Origin of the sequence: Streptomyces sp. ISL-96 (assembly GCF_018614035.1) — a bacterium.
Classification (GTDB): Bacteria; Actinomycetota; Actinomycetes; order Streptomycetales; family Streptomycetaceae; genus Streptomyces.
The window spans coordinates 207,683-222,932 of the sequence record NZ_JAGGPA010000025.1 but is presented as its reverse complement, the minus strand read 5'-3'; the positions used below and the strand labels follow the sequence as shown (position 1 = coordinate 222,932).

15 protein-coding genes and 1 pseudogene are annotated in these 15,250 nt (G+C 70.9%); 8 read left to right on the top strand and 8 right to left on the bottom strand.

Features of this window, described 5'->3' with window-relative positions; all coding sequences use genetic code 11:
- The first annotated feature begins 13 nt into the window (after positions 1-13).
- Complete coding sequence (locus tag J7E96_RS17615) at positions 14-1,108, top strand: Zn-dependent alcohol dehydrogenase (protein ID WP_215132576.1); 1,095 nt, start codon at positions 14-16, stop codon at positions 1,106-1,108.
- 242 nt (positions 1,109-1,350) lie between these two features.
- On the opposite strand, the gene J7E96_RS17610 is transcribed toward J7E96_RS17615, so the two are convergent.
- Positions 1,351-1,821, bottom strand: coding sequence for an SMI1/KNR4 family protein (locus J7E96_RS17610; protein WP_215132575.1), 471 nt, complete (start codon positions 1,819-1,821; stop codon positions 1,351-1,353).
- Between the two features lie 154 nt (positions 1,822-1,975).
- Here J7E96_RS17610 and J7E96_RS17605 point away from each other — a divergent pair, with 154 nt between their 5' ends.
- Positions 1,976-3,328 carry an MFS transporter gene (locus J7E96_RS17605; RefSeq protein ID WP_215132574.1) on the top strand — a complete coding sequence of 451 codons (1,353 nt, stop codon included), beginning with the start codon at positions 1,976-1,978 and terminating at the stop codon, positions 3,326-3,328.
- Positions 3,329-3,395: 67 nt separating this feature from the next.
- Here the strand turns inward: J7E96_RS17605 and helR are convergent, their stop codons facing one another.
- The 3 genes from helR to J7E96_RS17590 form a co-directional block, all read right to left on the bottom strand.
- Complete coding sequence (helR, locus tag J7E96_RS17600; protein ID WP_215132573.1) at positions 3,396-5,561, bottom strand: RNA polymerase recycling motor ATPase HelR; 2,166 nt, start codon at positions 5,559-5,561, stop codon at positions 3,396-3,398.
- An 86-nt stretch (positions 5,562-5,647) separates the two neighbouring features.
- Complete coding sequence (locus tag J7E96_RS17595) at positions 5,648-6,859, bottom strand: glycosyltransferase (RefSeq protein WP_215132572.1); 1,212 nt, start codon at positions 6,857-6,859, stop codon at positions 5,648-5,650.
- Between the two features lie 245 nt (positions 6,860-7,104).
- Complete coding sequence (locus J7E96_RS17590; protein WP_215132571.1) at positions 7,105-7,896, bottom strand: isocitrate lyase/phosphoenolpyruvate mutase family protein; 792 nt, start codon at positions 7,894-7,896, stop codon at positions 7,105-7,107.
- Positions 7,897-7,969: 73 nt separating this feature from the next.
- Here J7E96_RS17590 and J7E96_RS17585 point away from each other — a divergent pair, with 73 nt between their 5' ends.
- Positions 7,970-8,419: a hypothetical protein gene (locus tag J7E96_RS17585; RefSeq protein ID WP_215132570.1), complete on the top strand. Its 450-nt coding sequence runs from the start codon at positions 7,970-7,972 to the stop codon at positions 8,417-8,419.
- 303 nt (positions 8,420-8,722) lie between these two features.
- Here the strand turns inward: J7E96_RS17585 and J7E96_RS17580 are convergent, their stop codons facing one another.
- Positions 8,723-9,445, bottom strand: coding sequence for a helix-turn-helix transcriptional regulator (locus tag J7E96_RS17580; RefSeq protein ID WP_215132569.1), 723 nt, complete (start codon positions 9,443-9,445; stop codon positions 8,723-8,725).
- A 15-nt stretch (positions 9,446-9,460) separates the two neighbouring features.
- Positions 9,461-10,126, bottom strand: a complete 666-nt coding sequence (locus J7E96_RS17575; RefSeq protein ID WP_215132568.1) for a TetR/AcrR family transcriptional regulator — start codon at positions 10,124-10,126, stop codon at positions 9,461-9,463.
- A gap of 83 nt (positions 10,127-10,209) precedes the next feature.
- On the opposite strand from J7E96_RS17575, the gene J7E96_RS17570 reads away from it, so the two are divergent.
- The 4 genes and pseudogenes from J7E96_RS17570 (at position 10,210) to J7E96_RS17555 (ending at position 13,353) form a co-directional block, all read left to right on the top strand.
- A complete protein-coding gene (locus J7E96_RS17570; RefSeq protein WP_215132567.1) occupies positions 10,210-11,361 on the top strand; it encodes an acyl-CoA dehydrogenase family protein in 1,152 nt (383 codons plus the stop codon).
- A gap of 26 nt (positions 11,362-11,387) precedes the next feature.
- A pseudogene (locus tag J7E96_RS17565) lies at positions 11,388-12,286 on the top strand (D-2-hydroxyacid dehydrogenase family protein).
- A gap of 68 nt (positions 12,287-12,354) precedes the next feature.
- Entirely contained in the window at positions 12,355-12,642 is a 288-nt protein-coding gene (locus tag J7E96_RS17560) for a YiaA/YiaB family inner membrane protein (protein WP_215132566.1), read from the top strand.
- A gap of 57 nt (positions 12,643-12,699) precedes the next feature.
- Positions 12,700-13,353 carry a TetR/AcrR family transcriptional regulator gene (locus tag J7E96_RS17555; protein WP_215132565.1) on the top strand — a complete coding sequence of 218 codons (654 nt, stop codon included), beginning with the start codon at positions 12,700-12,702 and terminating at the stop codon, positions 13,351-13,353.
- Between the two features lie 43 nt (positions 13,354-13,396).
- Here the strand turns inward: J7E96_RS17555 and J7E96_RS17550 are convergent, their stop codons facing one another.
- Positions 13,397-13,858: a MaoC family dehydratase gene (locus J7E96_RS17550; protein ID WP_215132564.1), complete on the bottom strand. Its 462-nt coding sequence runs from the start codon at positions 13,856-13,858 to the stop codon at positions 13,397-13,399.
- A gap of 139 nt (positions 13,859-13,997) precedes the next feature.
- On the opposite strand from J7E96_RS17550, the gene soxR reads away from it, so the two are divergent.
- A complete protein-coding gene (gene soxR / locus J7E96_RS17545; RefSeq protein WP_215132563.1) occupies positions 13,998-14,489 on the top strand; it encodes a redox-sensitive transcriptional activator SoxR in 492 nt (163 codons plus the stop codon).
- A gap of 23 nt (positions 14,490-14,512) precedes the next feature.
- On the opposite strand, the gene J7E96_RS17540 is transcribed toward soxR, so the two are convergent.
- A complete protein-coding gene (locus tag J7E96_RS17540; protein ID WP_215132562.1) occupies positions 14,513-15,244 on the bottom strand; it encodes a 3-keto-5-aminohexanoate cleavage protein in 732 nt (243 codons plus the stop codon).
- Positions 15,245-15,250: the final 6 nt, after the last annotated feature.

Below are 15,250 nucleotides of genomic sequence, written 5' to 3'. Positions count from 1 at the left end.
GGAGCAACCCACCATGGCCCGCGACCGAGTCCGCGCCGCAGTCCTGTCCGCCGTCGGTGCTCCCCTGGAAATCACCGACATTGAGCTCCCCGATACCGGTCCCGGCCAGGTGAGGGTCCGTCTCGCCGCCGCCGGTGTCTGTCACTCCGACCTCTCCCTCTCGAACGGCACCATGCGCGTGCCGGTTCCCGCCGTACTCGGCCACGAAGGCGCCGGTACGGTCGTCTCCGTGGGGGAGGGCGTCACGCATGTCGCCCCCGGTGACCCGGTGGTACTCAACTGGGCGCCTTCCTGCGGGAATTGCCACCACTGCGGCATCGGCGAGGTGTGGCTGTGCGCCAACGCGCTGTCCGGCGCCGGCGGCGTGTACGCCCGTACCGCGGACGGCACCGACCTCCACCCGGGCCTGAACGTCGCGGCGTTCGCCGAGGAGACCGTCGTCGCGGCCAACTGCGTGCTGCCGGTCCCGGAGGGCATCCCACTGACGGAGGCCGCGCTGCTCGGCTGCGCGATCCTCACGGGATACGGCGCTGTCCACCACAGCGCGCGGGTCCGCGAGGGCGAGTCGGTCGCGGTCTTCGGCGTCGGCGGCGTCGGTCTCGCCGTCCTCCAGTCGGCGCGTATCGCGGGGGCGGGACAGATCGTCGCCGTCGACGTCTCGCCGGAGAAGGAGGAGCTGGCGCGGGCCGCCGGGGCGACGGACTTCGTCGTCGCTTCCGACGCCACCGCGAAGGAGATCCGCAAGCTCACGGGCGGTGCGCAGGGCGTCGACGTCGCCGTCGAGTGCGTGGGCCGGGCCGTCACCATCCGCACCGCCTGGGACTCCACGCGCCGGGGCGGCCGCACGACGGTCGTGGGCATCGGCGGCAAGGACCAGCAGGTCACGTTCAACGCCCTGGAGCTCTTCCACTTCGGCCGTACGCTCTCGGGCTGCGTCTACGGGAATTCCGACCCCGGGCGCGACCTGCCCGTACTCGCGGACCACATCCGCGCCGGCCGCCTCGACTTGAGCAGCATGGTCACCGAGGAGATCGGCCTCGACGGCATTCCGGCCGCCTTCGACAACATGCTGGCGGGCAAGGGAGGCCGGGCCCTGGTCGTGTTCTAGGCCCGGACTTCGCGGGTCGCTGAAAAGGTTCGCCGCAGCGGCTCTTCGGCGTCCGAACCCGACCGGATCGGACCGGCATTGCGATCGCCGTTGCGGACCGGACTGAGCGGCGATCGGTCGTGACCAGTTGATCTTCACGATCGGGTGACCTGCGAAGTACGGGTCTAGGACCGAACCGGACCACGCGCTTCCAGCACCCCGGACGCTTGCGAGTGAGCGTCCGGGGTGCTGGTGCTGGCTGCTCAATGCGCGGGTTGGCCGGCGAGAAGGCTGTCGACGGTGAGCGTGCCCGCCATGGTTTCGGCCAGCCATTGGGACAAGTTGATTCCTTGGGGCCGGCACTCGCCGTCGTGGGTGCACCACATCGGCCCGGCGGGATCGCGGAAGTCCACCAGGGACCAGATGGTGCAGCCCCAGTCGTAAACCGGCACGAGACCGGTGGGGATCCGACTGGAGGGGTCGGGTCCGTCGTCGTAGATCTCTGAGAGGTCGCTCCAGTCGCCCTGGGGAGCTCCTCCGCGTACGCCGAGGATGCCCTCGGCCGGGCCGAAGCCTCCGTTCGCCACGTCAAGGTAGAGGCGCCGCAGTAGCGGCGGAAGCGGGAAGCCGATGGCCTGCTCGGCTTCGGTGACCGCCGCCGGTCTTGCTGGGGTCGGCAAGCGTTTTGCCCTGGCGTGGTCGCGGACTGCTTCGACGATCTCGTCATCCGTCACGGGGGCACCCTCTCAGGCTCCAGCCGGTGCGGCGGAAAGTCCTGCCGCCAGACCCGTTGACCTCCGTACCATCCGGTCGGTACGTTCCCGGCACATCTCGGAGCCACCCCCTCTCCCCCCTCTCCGTCCCCGCACCCACCGGAGTGTGCACCGCATGGACACGGCAGCTTCCCCGCTCAAGGACACCACGCCGGACGCGCCGGCCACCGATCGCAACCGGCGCAAGGTGGCGACTGCCGCCGCCCTCGCCTCCGCCGTGGAGTGGTACGACTACTTCGTCTTCGGTATCGCCGCGGCCCTCGTCCTCGGCGACCTATACTTCCCCTCCGGCAACTCGTCCGCCGGCGTACTCGCCGCCTTCGCCACCTTCGCCGTCGGCTTCCTCGCCCGCCCGGTCGGCGGCGTCATCGCCGGCCACTTCGGCGACAAGCACGGCCGCAAGCCGATGCTGGTCCTCGCCCTGACGCTGATGGGCCTGGCCACCACCGGCATCGGTCTCCTGCCGACGTACGAGACGATCGGCATCGCAGCGCCCATCCTGCTCGTCCTGCTCCGCGTCCTCCAGGGCATCGCCGTCGGCGCCCAGTGGGGCGGCGCGATGCTGATGGCGACCGAGTACGCCCCCGAGGGCAAGCGCGGGCTGTACGGCAGCCTGGTGCAGCTCGGCGTACCCATCGGCGTCGTCACCGCGAACACGGTCTTTCTCATCGCGGGCGCCACGACCAGCGAGAGCGCGTTCGCGTCGTGGGGCTGGCGGGTGCCGTTCTTCGTCGGCGTGCTGGTGCTCGTGCTCGCCTGGTACATCCACACGCGGGTCGAGGAGACTCCGGCGTTCCGCGAGGCGGAGCGCGCGCTGGCCGAGCAGGAGAAGGGGGCGGCGCGCTCTCCGCTCCGTACGATCCTGACGAAGCACCTCGGCACGGTCTTCCTGGCCGGCGGTTCCTTCGCGGTCAACACTGCCACCTTCTACATCATCATCACCGGGGTCCTGGACTACGCGACCCGCGAACTGGAAATGGAGCGCAGCGCGGTCCTCACCGTCTCGCTGTGCGTCAGCCTCACCCAACTGGTTCTCATCCCCGCGTCGGCGGCGCTCTCCGACCGGATCGGCCGGCTGCGCATCTACGCCCTGGGGGCGGTGGGGCTGCTGGTGTGGGCGGTGCCGATGTTCCTGCTCATCGACACGAAGTCGCTGCTGTGGCTGGCGGTCGGGACGTTCGTGACGAGCTGCTTCCTCAGCATCATGTACGGGCCGCAGGCGGCGCTGTTCGCCGAGCTGTTCACGGCGGAGATGCGGTACACGGGCGCGTCGCTCGGGTACCAGATCGCGGCGGTGTTCGGGGGCGGGCTGGCGCCGTTCATGATGGTGCTGCTTCTTGAGGCGACCGGTACGTCGATGGCGGTGTCGGCGTACATCATCGGGCTGGCGGTGATCGCCCTGATCTCCATCAAGATCCTGTCGAACCGGGCGGCCGCAGCAGCCGCCGCAGCCGCCGCGGCCGACTAGGGCGGGGCGTTTGTGCCTGCCCCGGTCCGGTCGGCCGGGGCAGGCACGGGCGTTCGCCCGGCCGGCGTCAAGCGCTCGTGAGGATGACGAGTTGCTGGGTCGCCCGGGTCATCGCGACATAGCGGTCGACCGCTCCTTCGATGCCCTTGCCGAACGCCTCGGGGTCGATGAGGACGACCAGGTCGAACTCCAGACCCTTCGTCAGCTCCGGGGTCAGTGACCGGACGCGGGACGTCGTCCGGAAGGTTGGGTCTCCGATGACGCAGGCGGTCCCGTCGGCATGTGCGGTGAGCCAGGTGTCGAGGATCGAGCTCAGCTCCGCAGCGGACCCGTGTACGACGGGGACGCCGCTGCTGCGGATGGAGGTCGGCACGTTGCCGTCCGGGAGCACGGCCCGGATGACCGGCTCGGCTTCCGCCATGATTTCTTCCGGCGTCCGGTAGTTGATGCTCAGGGAGGCCAGACTGATCCGGTCGAGCCCGATCCGCTCCAGCCGTTCCTGCCACGACTCCGTGAACCCGTGCCTGGCCTGGGCGCGGTCCCCGACGATGGTGAAGCTCCGGGACGGGCACCGGAGCAGCAACATCTGCCACTGTGCGTCGGTCAGTTCCTGAGCCTCGTCCACGACGATGTGCGCGAACGGGCCGGCGAGCAGATCCGGGTCGGCGGTGGGCAGTTCGGACTCGTCGACCAGGCTGACCCGGGCGTCCTCGCCGCGCAGCATCGTCACCAGGCCTTCGCCGTCGTCACCGTCGGCGCCGGAGTCGGCCGCGGCCTCGATCAGGTGGTCGACGACCTGCGCCATGCGCTCGCGCTGGGTGGCGAGGATGGCCTCGTGCCGGCGCTTCCGCCGGGCCGTCTCCGGGTCGCCGAGCCGCTGCCGTGCCGCGTCCAGGAGCGGCAGGTCGGACACGGTCCAGGCCTGGGGGTCCACGCGCTGCAGCTTCCGTACGTCGTCGGGGCTGAGCCAGGGAGCGCACTTCCGCAGGTAGGCGGGTACCGACCACAGGTCTGCGACGAGGTCGGCCGCTTCGAGCAGCGGCCACGCGCGGTCGAAGGTCGTGAGCAGTTCCCTGTCCTGGCCCAGCGACTTGCGGAGCAGCTCGGGCGAGACGTCGCCGTCGTGCTTGTCCACCAGGATCTTGAGCAGTTCCTCCCAGATCTGGTCGCGCGCCTCGTTGTGCGGAATACCGGGTGCCGCTTCGAACGCCACGGCCCAGTCGTCGGCGCTCAGCCAGATGTCGGACCAGTGGGTCGTGACCGTCATCCCCTTGGTGGGAGGCTCCTCGTAGAACCTGACGGCCGTCTCGATCGCCTTCACCAGGTTCGCGGACGACTTCAGGAGGGCCACGTCCGGGTCGGCTTCGATCCCTGCCGCGGCTCCCTCGGTGACGAGGTCCCGCAGGGTGCAGGTCTGCACGCCCTCCTCTCCGAGGCTGGGGAGTACGTCGGCGACATAGCCCAGGTAGGGCCGGCTCGGACCGACGAACAGCACGCCGCCCCGGCGGCGTGCGAGGCGCGGGTCGGAGTAGAGGAGATAGGCGGAGCGGTGCAGAGCGACGACGGTCTTTCCCGTACCCGGACCGCCGTCGACGACGAGAGCGCCGCGCGATCCCGCGCGGATGATGGCGTCCTGGTCGGCCTGGATGGTGCCGAGCACGTCTCGCATCCGGGGCGACCGGTTGCTGCCCAGGCTGGCGATGAAAGCGGACTGGTCGTCGAGCGCGGCGTGCCCGGCGAACCCGTCCGAGGTGAACACCTCGTCCCAGTAGTCGCTGATCCGGCCGCGGGTCCAGCGATACCTGCGGCGGCTTGCCAGCCCCATCGGGTTGGCGTGGGTGGCTCCGAAGAACGGCTCAGCGGCGGGGGAGCGCCAGTCGAGCAGCAGCCGTCGGCCCGTGCTGTCCGTAAGGCCAAGTCGTCCGACGTACACGGGCTCGGGATGGTCCGCGCCGACCATGTGTCCGAGGCACAGGTCCAGACCGAAGCGACGCAGTGCGCGCAGGCGGGCGGTCAGCCGGTGGATCTCCATGTCCCGGTCCATCGCCTGCCGACCGGTGCCTCCGGGCCGCCTGCGCTCGGCATCGAGTTGGTCGGTCAGTTCGGCGATCGACTGCTCAAGGCACTCCGCGATGGCCGCGAAATGCTGCTCGTCGCCGGCGATCAGCGTCGGGTCGGCCTTGGGGGAGAGGCGGCCGGGAAGGTCAAAAGCGCTGGTAGTCAAAGGGTTCACGTCATGAGCTCCGGTATGAGGCCGCTTGCAACCATTGATCGCGCGCAGCAAGGCCTGGTGGTTCAAGCGGGCACGGGCGGCCCTTCTCAACTGATCGCGTCGAGCAGCAGTTTCGCGGCCACCGTCGCCCCGTCGGTGCGGATCGATCCGGCCACGGCGGTTGCTCGTGCGCGGGTCTCGGAGGTCAGGGCCGTGCTGAGGGCGGCCGACAGGGACTCGAAGGCCGGAGTCGGACCGTCGTGTGCCGCGCCGATGCCCAACACGGCCACCCGGGCCGCCCAGTACGGCTGGTCTACCATCTGGGGCACCACCACCTGGGGCGCGCCGGCCCGGGCCGCGGTCGTCGTGGTGCCCGCGCCGCCGTGGTGCACGACGGCCGCCACCCGGCGGAACAGTGCCTGCTGGTTGACCTCACCGAGGGCGAAGCAGTCGTCCTGGTCGTCGCTCAGGGCCAGGTCCGCCCAGCCGCGGGAGACGACCGCGCGGCGGCCCTGCGCGCGGACCGCCTCGACGGCCACCCGGGCGGCGTCCTTCGCGGCGCGCATGGGCATGCTGCCGAAGCCCACGTACACCGGTGGTGTACCGGCGTCCAGGAACGCCACCAACTCGGCCGGCAGCGGGCGTTCGTCCGGCAGGATCCACGCGCCGGTCTGCACCACGTCGAGGTCCGTCGAATCCTGCCACGGGCCCAGGGTCGGGTCCGCCGCGAGCCACGGCCGGTCGGTGAAGACGTGGTCGCGGACGTTGTCCACCGGTGGCAGGCCGATCGCTGCCCGGTGGGTGTTGAGCGGCGCAGCGTACAGCGCGTTCACTTTCTCGGCGTCCAGGTCCCAGAGCACCCGGTTGTCGGTCTCTCCCGGTGGGAACGGACGGCCCGCCCGCTGCTGCGGCGGGTAGTTCCGCGACGGGAGTTCGAACGGATGGAAGCACGCGTACACGTAGCGGATGCCCAGCTTCTCGGCCGCCGACCGTGCGCCGGCCGGCATCAGGCCGGTCGCCAACAGCGCATCGCATCCCTCGGCGGCCGCGGCGACCGTGTCGAAGCGCGCGGCGACCAACTCGGCCGCGATCCGGGGGACGTCCGCCGCCGACGGCGGCGTCACCCCGGTCACCAGCTCGCGCACCGACTGGCCGAACGGCACCAGCTCCACGCCGACACCGGCCAGCAGCTCCGCGAACTCCTTGTCCGGCGGCGCGCACACCCGCACCTCCACGCCGAGTGCCCGCAACCGCACCGCGAGTCCCACCAGCGGTTCGACGTCCCCACGCGACCCGTACGTCGACAACAACACACGCATGCAGTGACTCTCACTTCCGCAGATTCTGGCTTAGGCCGGTGATTCTGCGGCACGACCGGGGCCTTGCCGCAAGCCCCCCAGTGCGCTATAAGTTAAGAGTGGCAAGGAGTGGGTACCCCTCCTTCCCCCTCTCGTCCGCTGGACGGACAACCTCCTCACGAAGCGCCGGACGCCTTTGCTGGTCGGCACCGTTCCAGCAACATGGTCCGGCCAGTGAGCCATGGCCCGCCCGCACCCGCGCTGCCCTACTTCCCGTACAGGTCCGCCCACCCGGCCGCCACCGCATACGCCGGCACGGTCGCCATATCCACCACGCCGCCCCCAGCCACCGCCGCCGCCACATCCACCGCATGCCGCACAGCCGCCCGGAACAGCAGTGAGCCCGTGCTGACCCTGGCCACCCCCAGCTCCGCCAGCCGTGCGACCGTCAACCGGCCCGGGGCGTAAAGGATGTTGAGCGGCGTCTCGTACTCGGTGGTGAGGGCGGCGATGACGGACTCGTCCTGTAGGCCCGGTACGAACAGGCCGTCCGCGCCCGCCTCCTGGTAGGCGGACAGCCGGTGCGCCGTCTCGTCCGCGTGGCCCGGCAGCCAGTGCGTATCCGTGCGCGCGTTGACGAACAGAGCCGGCGCGGCTTCCTTCACCGCACGGATCACCTCGCGCTGGTGCGCCAGCGGCGCGAGCGTGCCGTCCGTGCGGCCGTCCTCGATGTTCACCCCGGCCACCCCCGCCCGTACGAGATCGGCGGCCAGCGCGGCGACCTCGGCCGGGTCGGCGCTGAACCCGCCCTCGATGTCCACGGTGACCGGGACCGGCAGTCGCGCGAGCCCGCGTCCGAGGTGGAGCGTCTCCTCGCGTGCGGTGCCGGTCGCGTCCGGCTTGCCGGCGGCCGACGCGACGCCGAGGCTGGTCGTCCCGATGGCGGCGAAACCGGCCTCGGCGAGGGCGGCGGCAGAGGCGTGGTCCCAGGCGTTGGGGAGGACGAGCGGCGTGCCGGGGCGGTGGTGCAGGGCGCGGAATTCGTCGTAACGGCTCACGAGTTCGTCTCCTCCAGTAGTACGTCGAGTACGCCGCCAGGGCGTGCCGGGATCCGGGGCACGGGCGGATGCCGTGGCCGAAGGGGGCGTCGGCGGACGCCAGGTCCAGGGGTACGTCGGTGCCCTCGGGCACGGGCCGGCCGTGCAGCGCCGCCCGGGCTGCGGCGACGCGCTGCGTGGCGCGGACGGGTGGGGCCAGGCGGAGGGTTTCGGCCACCAACTCGTCGGCGGGGAGGGCGGATTGCTGCCCGGCGGCGGCTTCGAGGGCGTTGGCGATCAGCGCGGCCGTGGCGTCGCAGGTCTGCACGAGCAACCCGATCCGGTTCGCGACGCGCTCCGGCTCGTCGTCCGGCAGCAGGCCGACCAGGGTGCGTACGCCCTCGTCCGCGCGCGCCATCACCTCCGGCGCCGCGCCCGGCCGGTACGCCGCCGCGACCGCGCGGGTCGCGGGGACGACGTCCGCTTGGGCGCCGAGCGCGGTGCCGAGGACGGCTACCGGGATGTAGGGCGCCGCGTCGGGTGATGCGGCCTGACGGGTCAGAATCCTGGCCGATTCCCGCAGCCGGTTGGGGTCGAGGCGTCCTAACTCGCCCTCGGCCAGGGCGCGGCGCCGTGCGTGCACCGCGCCGTTGCTGAAGCGGGCCACGGCGCCGCGCAGCCATCGCATGGTTTCGGGTGCGCCGCCGGCGGGCGCTTCCGGTACGAGGAAGCGGGGGTCGCAGAGCACGGTGCGGGCGTCGGGAGTGGGCGTTGTCATGCCGCTGAACGTACCGCCGCGACGGTTCGGCCACCGCCGAAGGATGCGGGAGGTCGGGCGGAGGCCCGGTTACAGCGTCCCGGGCTCGATGCCCAGCGCCTCGCGCAGCGCCCGTTCCCCGGGCTCCGTGACCTTCACCGCCCGCTCCGAGCCGATCCGTACGCACCATCCCGCATCCAGCGCATGACGGCACAGCGCCGCCCCGGCCACCCCCGCCAGATGCGGGCGGCGCTCGGTCCAGTCGAGGCAGGAGCGTACGAGCGGCCGCCGGCCCGTGCGTTCCAGGCCGATGCCCAGCGCGCCAAACCAGCCCAGCCCCTCCTCCGTGAGCGCGAAGCCGGTGTCCTGCCGCAGCAGGCCACGTGCCGTCATCGCGTCCGCGATCACGATGCCGATCCGCCCGGCGAGGTGGTCGTAACACGTGCGGCCACGCGCCATCGCGCTGCTCGTACTCGCCGCCCGCAGCGAACGGGGAGGCTCCGGGGGTGACACGGGCGCCACCTGTGCGGCGAGGTCCTCGACGAGGTGCGCCGTGCCCGCGTCGGCCAGCCGGACGTACCGGTGCCTGCCCTGCCGCTCCTCCGCGAGCAGCCCCCCGGCGACAAGCTTGCCGAGGTGCTCGCTCGCGGTCGAAGCGGCCACCCCCGCGTGGCGCGCCAGTTCGCCGGCCGTCCAGGCGCGCCCGTCGAGCAGCGCCAGACAGAACGAGGCCCGGGTCTCGTCGGCGAGGAGTGCGGCGAGTGACGCCAGGCGCCTCGCGGGGGAGGAGTGGTGGGAGTTGTCTTGCGCCATGCCTTCCAGAATGCGTCAGGGATTGTTCGGCGTACGCCGAACCGCCCCCCACTGCTCGTACTGGAGCGCCAAACCGTCGATCAGCGCCCGCAGCCCCGTCTCGAAGGCGCCCTCGTCGACCTTCTGCCGCCGCTCCGCGAGCAGATGGGCCTGGCCGAGGTGCGGATAGTCCGCCGGATCGTACGCCGTCTCGTCGTCGACGAAGCCGCTCGCGAACGAGCCGAGCGCCGAGCCGGTGATGAAGTACCGCATCAGCGCGCCGATGTACGTCGCCTGGGCCGGCGGCCACCCCGCCCTGACCATCCCACCGAACACCGCGTCGGCGACCCGCAGGCCGGCCGGCCGTCGCCCCGGCCCGCGCGCCAGTACCGGAACGATGTTGGGGTGCTCCGTGAGCGCCGCACGGTAGGAGACGGCGTAATCGTGCAGCGCGGTCCGCCAGTCGCGGCCGTCCGCCGGGTCGAACATCGACAGGTCGACCTTCGCGCTCACCCCGTCGGCGACCGCGTCGAGGATCTCGTCCTTGTTGTGGAAGTGGTTGTAGAGGGACGGCCCGCTGACCCCGAGCTCGGCCGCGAGCCTCCTCGTCGACACCGCGTCGAGACCTTCCGCGTCGACGAGCGCACTCGCCGCCCCGACGATGCGGTCACGGCTGAGGAGGGGCTTGCGCGGTCGGGCCATGCGGCACATAGTAGGCCGTGCAGCAAGAAACTAGCAGTGCTAATTTAACGCTGATCAAAGCTGACCAGAAGTGGGGTGCCGGGATGAATCTGGAGCTCAGCGAGGAGCAGACCGCGGTGCGGCAGCTCGCCAAGGACTTCACCAACCGCGAGATCACCCCGCACGTCGTCGAGTGGGACCGCGCCGAGAGTGTCGATCGGGCCATCGTGAAGAAGCTCGGCGCGCTCGGGTTCCTCGGCCTGACGATCCCCGAGGAGTACGGCGGCTCCGGCGGCGACCACCTCGCGTACTGCCTCGTCACCGAGGAACTGGGCCGCGGCGACTCCTCGGTGCGCGGCATCGTGTCCGTATCGCTCGGTCTGGTCGCGAAGACCACCGCGCACTGGGGCACCGAGGAGCAGAAGCGGCAGTGGCTGCCCGGCCTCACGTCGGGCGAGCTGGTCGGCTGCTTCGGCCTCACCGAGCCGGGCACGGGTTCCGACGCGGGCAACCTCACCACCCGCGCCGTCCGCGACGGTGACGAGTACGTCATCAACGGCTCCAAGATGTTCATCACCAACGGGACCTGGGCTGATGTCGTGCTGCTCTTCGCCCGTTCCACGGACGCGCCCGGCCACAAGGGCGTCTCGGCCTTTCTGGTGCCCACCGATACCCCCGGCCTCACCCGCCGCGAAATCCACGGCAAGCTGGGCCTGCGCGGCCAGGCCACCGCCGAGCTGTTCCTGGAGGATGTACGGGTCCCCGCCTCCGCGATGATGGCGCCGGAAGGCAAGGGGTTCTCGGTCGCCATGTCGGCTCTCGCGAAGGGTCGCATGTCGGTCGCGGCGGGCTGTGTGGGCATCGCCCAGGCCGCCCTGGACGCGGCGGTGAAGTACGCGACCGAGCGCGAGCAGTTCGGCAAGACCATCGCCCACCACCAGCTCGTACAGGAACTGATCACCGACATCGCGGTCGACGTGGACGCCGCCCGCCTGCTGACCTGGCGCGTCGCCGATCTCATCGACCGCGGCCGACCGTTCGTCACCGAGGCCTCCACGGCGAAACTCTTCGCCTCCGAGGCCGCCGTACGCGCCGCGAACAACGCGCTCCAGGTCTTCGGCGGCTACGGCTACATCGACGAGTACCCGGCCGGCAAGCTGCTGCGCGACGCCCGCGTGATGACACTGTACGAAGGCACCAGCCAGATCCAGAAGCTCGTCATAGGCCGGGCACTGACAGGAGTCTCCGCGTTCTGAGCGGCGGGGACAATCAGAGGGTGACGATGAAGCTGCGCTGTGCCGTACTCGACGACTATCAGGACGTCGCGCTGTCCACCGCCGACTGGTCCCGGGTGGCCGACGCGGTGGAAGTGACGTCGTACCGACAGCACTTCACCGGCGAGGACGAACTGGTCGAAGCGATCGGTGACTGCGAGATCGCCGTCGTGATGAGGGAACGCACGCCGTTCAGCGGCCAGTTGTTCGCCCGGCTGCCCCGCCTCAGGCTTCTGATCACCTCGGGCATGCGTAACGCGTCCATCGATCTCGGCGCCGCCGCGCGGCACGGAGTCACGGTGTGCGGGACGGCGAGCAACTCCGAGCCGCCCGTCGAGCTCACCTGGGCGCTCATCCTCGGGCTGGCCCGGCAGGTGGTACGGGAGAGCGGTGCCCTGCGGGAGCACGGGCCCTGGCAGAGCACCGTCGGCACCGACCTGTACGGCCGGCCGCTTCGGCCTGCTCGGCGTCGGCAAGACCGGCAGCAAGGTCGCGCGGATCGGCCAGGCCTTCGGCATGGATGTGATGGCCTGGAGCCAGAACCTGACCGCCGAGCGCGCGGACGCCGCCGGCGTCCGGCTCGCGCTCACCAAGGAGGAGCTGCTCGAGAGCAGCGACTTCGTCTCGGTCCATCTGGTACTCGGCGACCGCACCCGGGGGCTGCTCGGCCCGGACGAGTTGAAGCGGATGCGGCCCTCGGCGTACCTGATCAACACCTCGCGCGCCGCCATCGTGGACCAGGCGGCGCTCGCGCGGGCGCTGCGTGACGGGTGGATCGCGGGCGCCGGTGTGGACGTGTTCGAAACGGAGCCGCTCCCCGACGGACACGAGTTCCGCTCGCTGCCAAGCTGTGGAGGACATCGCCGCGTTCCTGGAGGGGAATCCGATCCGGCTTCTGAGCGCCTGACATCTGAGTACGTGAGGTAAGTACGTGAGCGGATGTGAGCCGCGTCGCATTCGCCCATGCTGTCGGTCATGAGTGACACACCGGTAAAGCAACAGAACACGACGGCGTACTACGGGCAGGCGGTCGCCGCCTTCGTCACAGCCCTGGGCGCGGTAACCCTCGGCATCCTCTACATGGACGCCGACGCCTGGGTGCGCGCCTTCCTCGGCATCGGCATCCTGTACCTGGTGACCTCCGCGTTCACCCTCGCCAAGGTGATCAGGGACCGGCAGGAGGCCGGGCAGATCGTGAGCCGCGTCGACCAGGCCCGCCTGGAGAAGCTGCTCGCCGAGCACGACCCGTTCCAGAAGCTCTAAGCGCTTGCTCACCTTCGGGGTATGGTGTTCGTTCCTGTTGGACGGAAGGGGCGAGCCATGAGTACGGCGGACGAGATGGCCGAGCCACGCGACAACCACGACAACCATCACGACACAGACAAGCCGTGGAGCGAGGTCACCCCCGAGGCGGCCAGGAAGCTGCTGGTCGCCGCCGTCGAGGCGTTCGCCGAGCGGGGCTATCACGCGACCACGACCCGCGACATCGCGGGCCGCGCGGGGATGAGCCCGGCGGCGCTCTACATCCACTACAAGACGAAGGAAGAGCTGCTCCACCGGATCAGCCGCGTCGGGCACGACAGGGCCCTGCAGATTCTGCTGGCCGCGGCGGAAGGGCCGGGCACGGCCGCCGAGCGGCTCGACCGCGCCGTACGCTCCTTCGTCCGCTGGCACGCGGAACGGCACACCACCGCGCGCGTCGTCCAGTACGAACTCGACGCGCTCAGCGACGAGCACCGCACCGAGATCGTCGAGCTGCGCAGGCGCACTGACGCCGCCGTACGCCACATCCTGAACGACGGCGTGAAAGCGGGGGAGTTCGACGTCCCGGACGTCCCCGGCACCACCCTCGCCGTGCTGTCGCTGTGCATCGACGTGGCGCGCTGGTTCAACGCCCAGGGCCGCAGGACACCCGACGAGGTCGGCGCGCTGTACGCCGACCTCGTGCTGCGGATGGTCGCCGCCCAGAAGTAGCCGGGGAGTGGTGGCGGAGCAGCCGCGGAACAGTCGCGGTGGTTCAGAAGTAGTAGCGGGACACCGACTCCGCCACGCACGCCGGCTTGTCGCCGCCCTCGCGCTCCACCGTGACGACGGCCGTCACCTGCACGCCGCCGCCCGCCGCCGTGACCTCCTTGAGCACCGCCGTCGCCCGCAGCCGCGAGCCGACCGGCACGGGGGACGGGAAGCGCACCTTGTTGGCGCCGTAGTTGATGCCCATCTTCATGCCCTCGACCCGGAGGATCTGCGGTACGAGCGCCGGCAACAGCGACAGCGTCAGATAACCGTGCGCGATGGTCGTCTTGAACGGGCCCGCCGCGGCCTTCTCCGGGTCCACGTGGATCCACTGGTGGTCGCCGGTCGCCTCGGCGAAGAGGTCGATCCGCTTCTGGTCGACGTCCAGCCACTCGCTGTGCCCCAACTGCTCGCCGACCCCGGCGCGCAGCTCCTCGGCGGAAGTGAAGATCCTCGGCTCTGCCATGTCCCGGCTCCTGCCTCTCGTGCGGCTACATTCCTGAAGCTCATGTCTAAGCGCTTGCTCAGCATGGGTTCCACTGCTGTGTTCTGTCAACGGAAGCTGTCGACGGAAGCCGTCGACGGAGCCCAGTAGGGTTCGAGGGGTGCCGCAGATACCAGAGAAGATCCACGAGCTCACGGTCGGCCAGCTGTCCGCGCGCAGCGGCGCCGCCGTGTCCGCCCTTCACTTCTACGAGTCCAAGGGCCTCATTAGCAGCCGCAGGACTGCGGGCAATCAGCGACGCTACAGCCGTGACGCGCTGCGCCGCGTCGCCTTCGTACGCGCGGCGCAGCGCGTCGGCATCCCGCTCGCCACGATCAGGAACGCGCTGGCCGAACTGCCCGAGGAGCGCACGCCCAACCACGAGGACTGGGCACGGCTTTCCGAGGCGTGGCGCTCGGAGCTGGACGAGCGCATCAAACAGCTCGGCCGCCTCCGCGACCACCTCACCGACTGCATCGGCTGCGGCTGCCTGTCGCTGGAGACCTGCGTGCTGTCCAACCCGGACGACGTCTTCGGCGAGCGCATGACCGGTTCCCGGCTGCTTCCGGAAGGCCGGAGCCCGCAGGAACGCAAGAAGCAGCCGAGCGCCTGAGCCGTTCCGTACCGGGCAGGCCGCTACAGCAGGGCCTCGCGCACCAGTTCGGCGTTCGAAGCCGCCGGCCGGCCGTCGGGAAGCAGCAGGGTGTCCTCCAGACCGGCCCTGGTCGCCAGGCCGAGCCGGCGGGCCAGCCGCAGCACCGGCCAGGCGCCGCCGTCCTCGCCATGCAGGAGTACGGGCCTGCCCCGCGCATCGCCCAGCTCGGCCAGGAGCATGCGGGCCGATCCCTCCGCGGTGGCCGGGTCGGTGTCCGTCACCTCGGCGAGCACGCGCAGGACGCGGGCGGCGAGCGGCGAGCCGAGGAAGCGGCGTACGCCGTCGGTGCCCGACCAGAGGCCCGCCTCCACGCCGACGCCCCGCTCCATCAGGGCGGCCGCGAGCTCTTCCGCGCCCGGCTCGTGCCAGTTCACGGACGCGTGATCGGGCAGCACCGTCCAGGAACGCACGTACTCCACCCGGCGCCCGGGATCGGGCTCCGCCCAGGCGCCCGTGGTCACCCCGACCGGCACGCGAGCCGGAAGCGCGGCCCGTATCGCGGTGAGCGCCGCCGCCACCGCACGTGGCGACAACGTGTCCTGCCCGCAAGGGGACTTGGGGTGCACATGCACGTCACAGGCCCCGGCGGCGACAGCGGCGGCAGCGGCCTCGGCCATCGCACCGGGCGACACCGGCACGGCAGCACCGTCACGGGCGCCGCGCGGGCCGTTCAGACAGACTTGAACGTGATCCTGACCCTGAAGCCGACTCATGCAGTC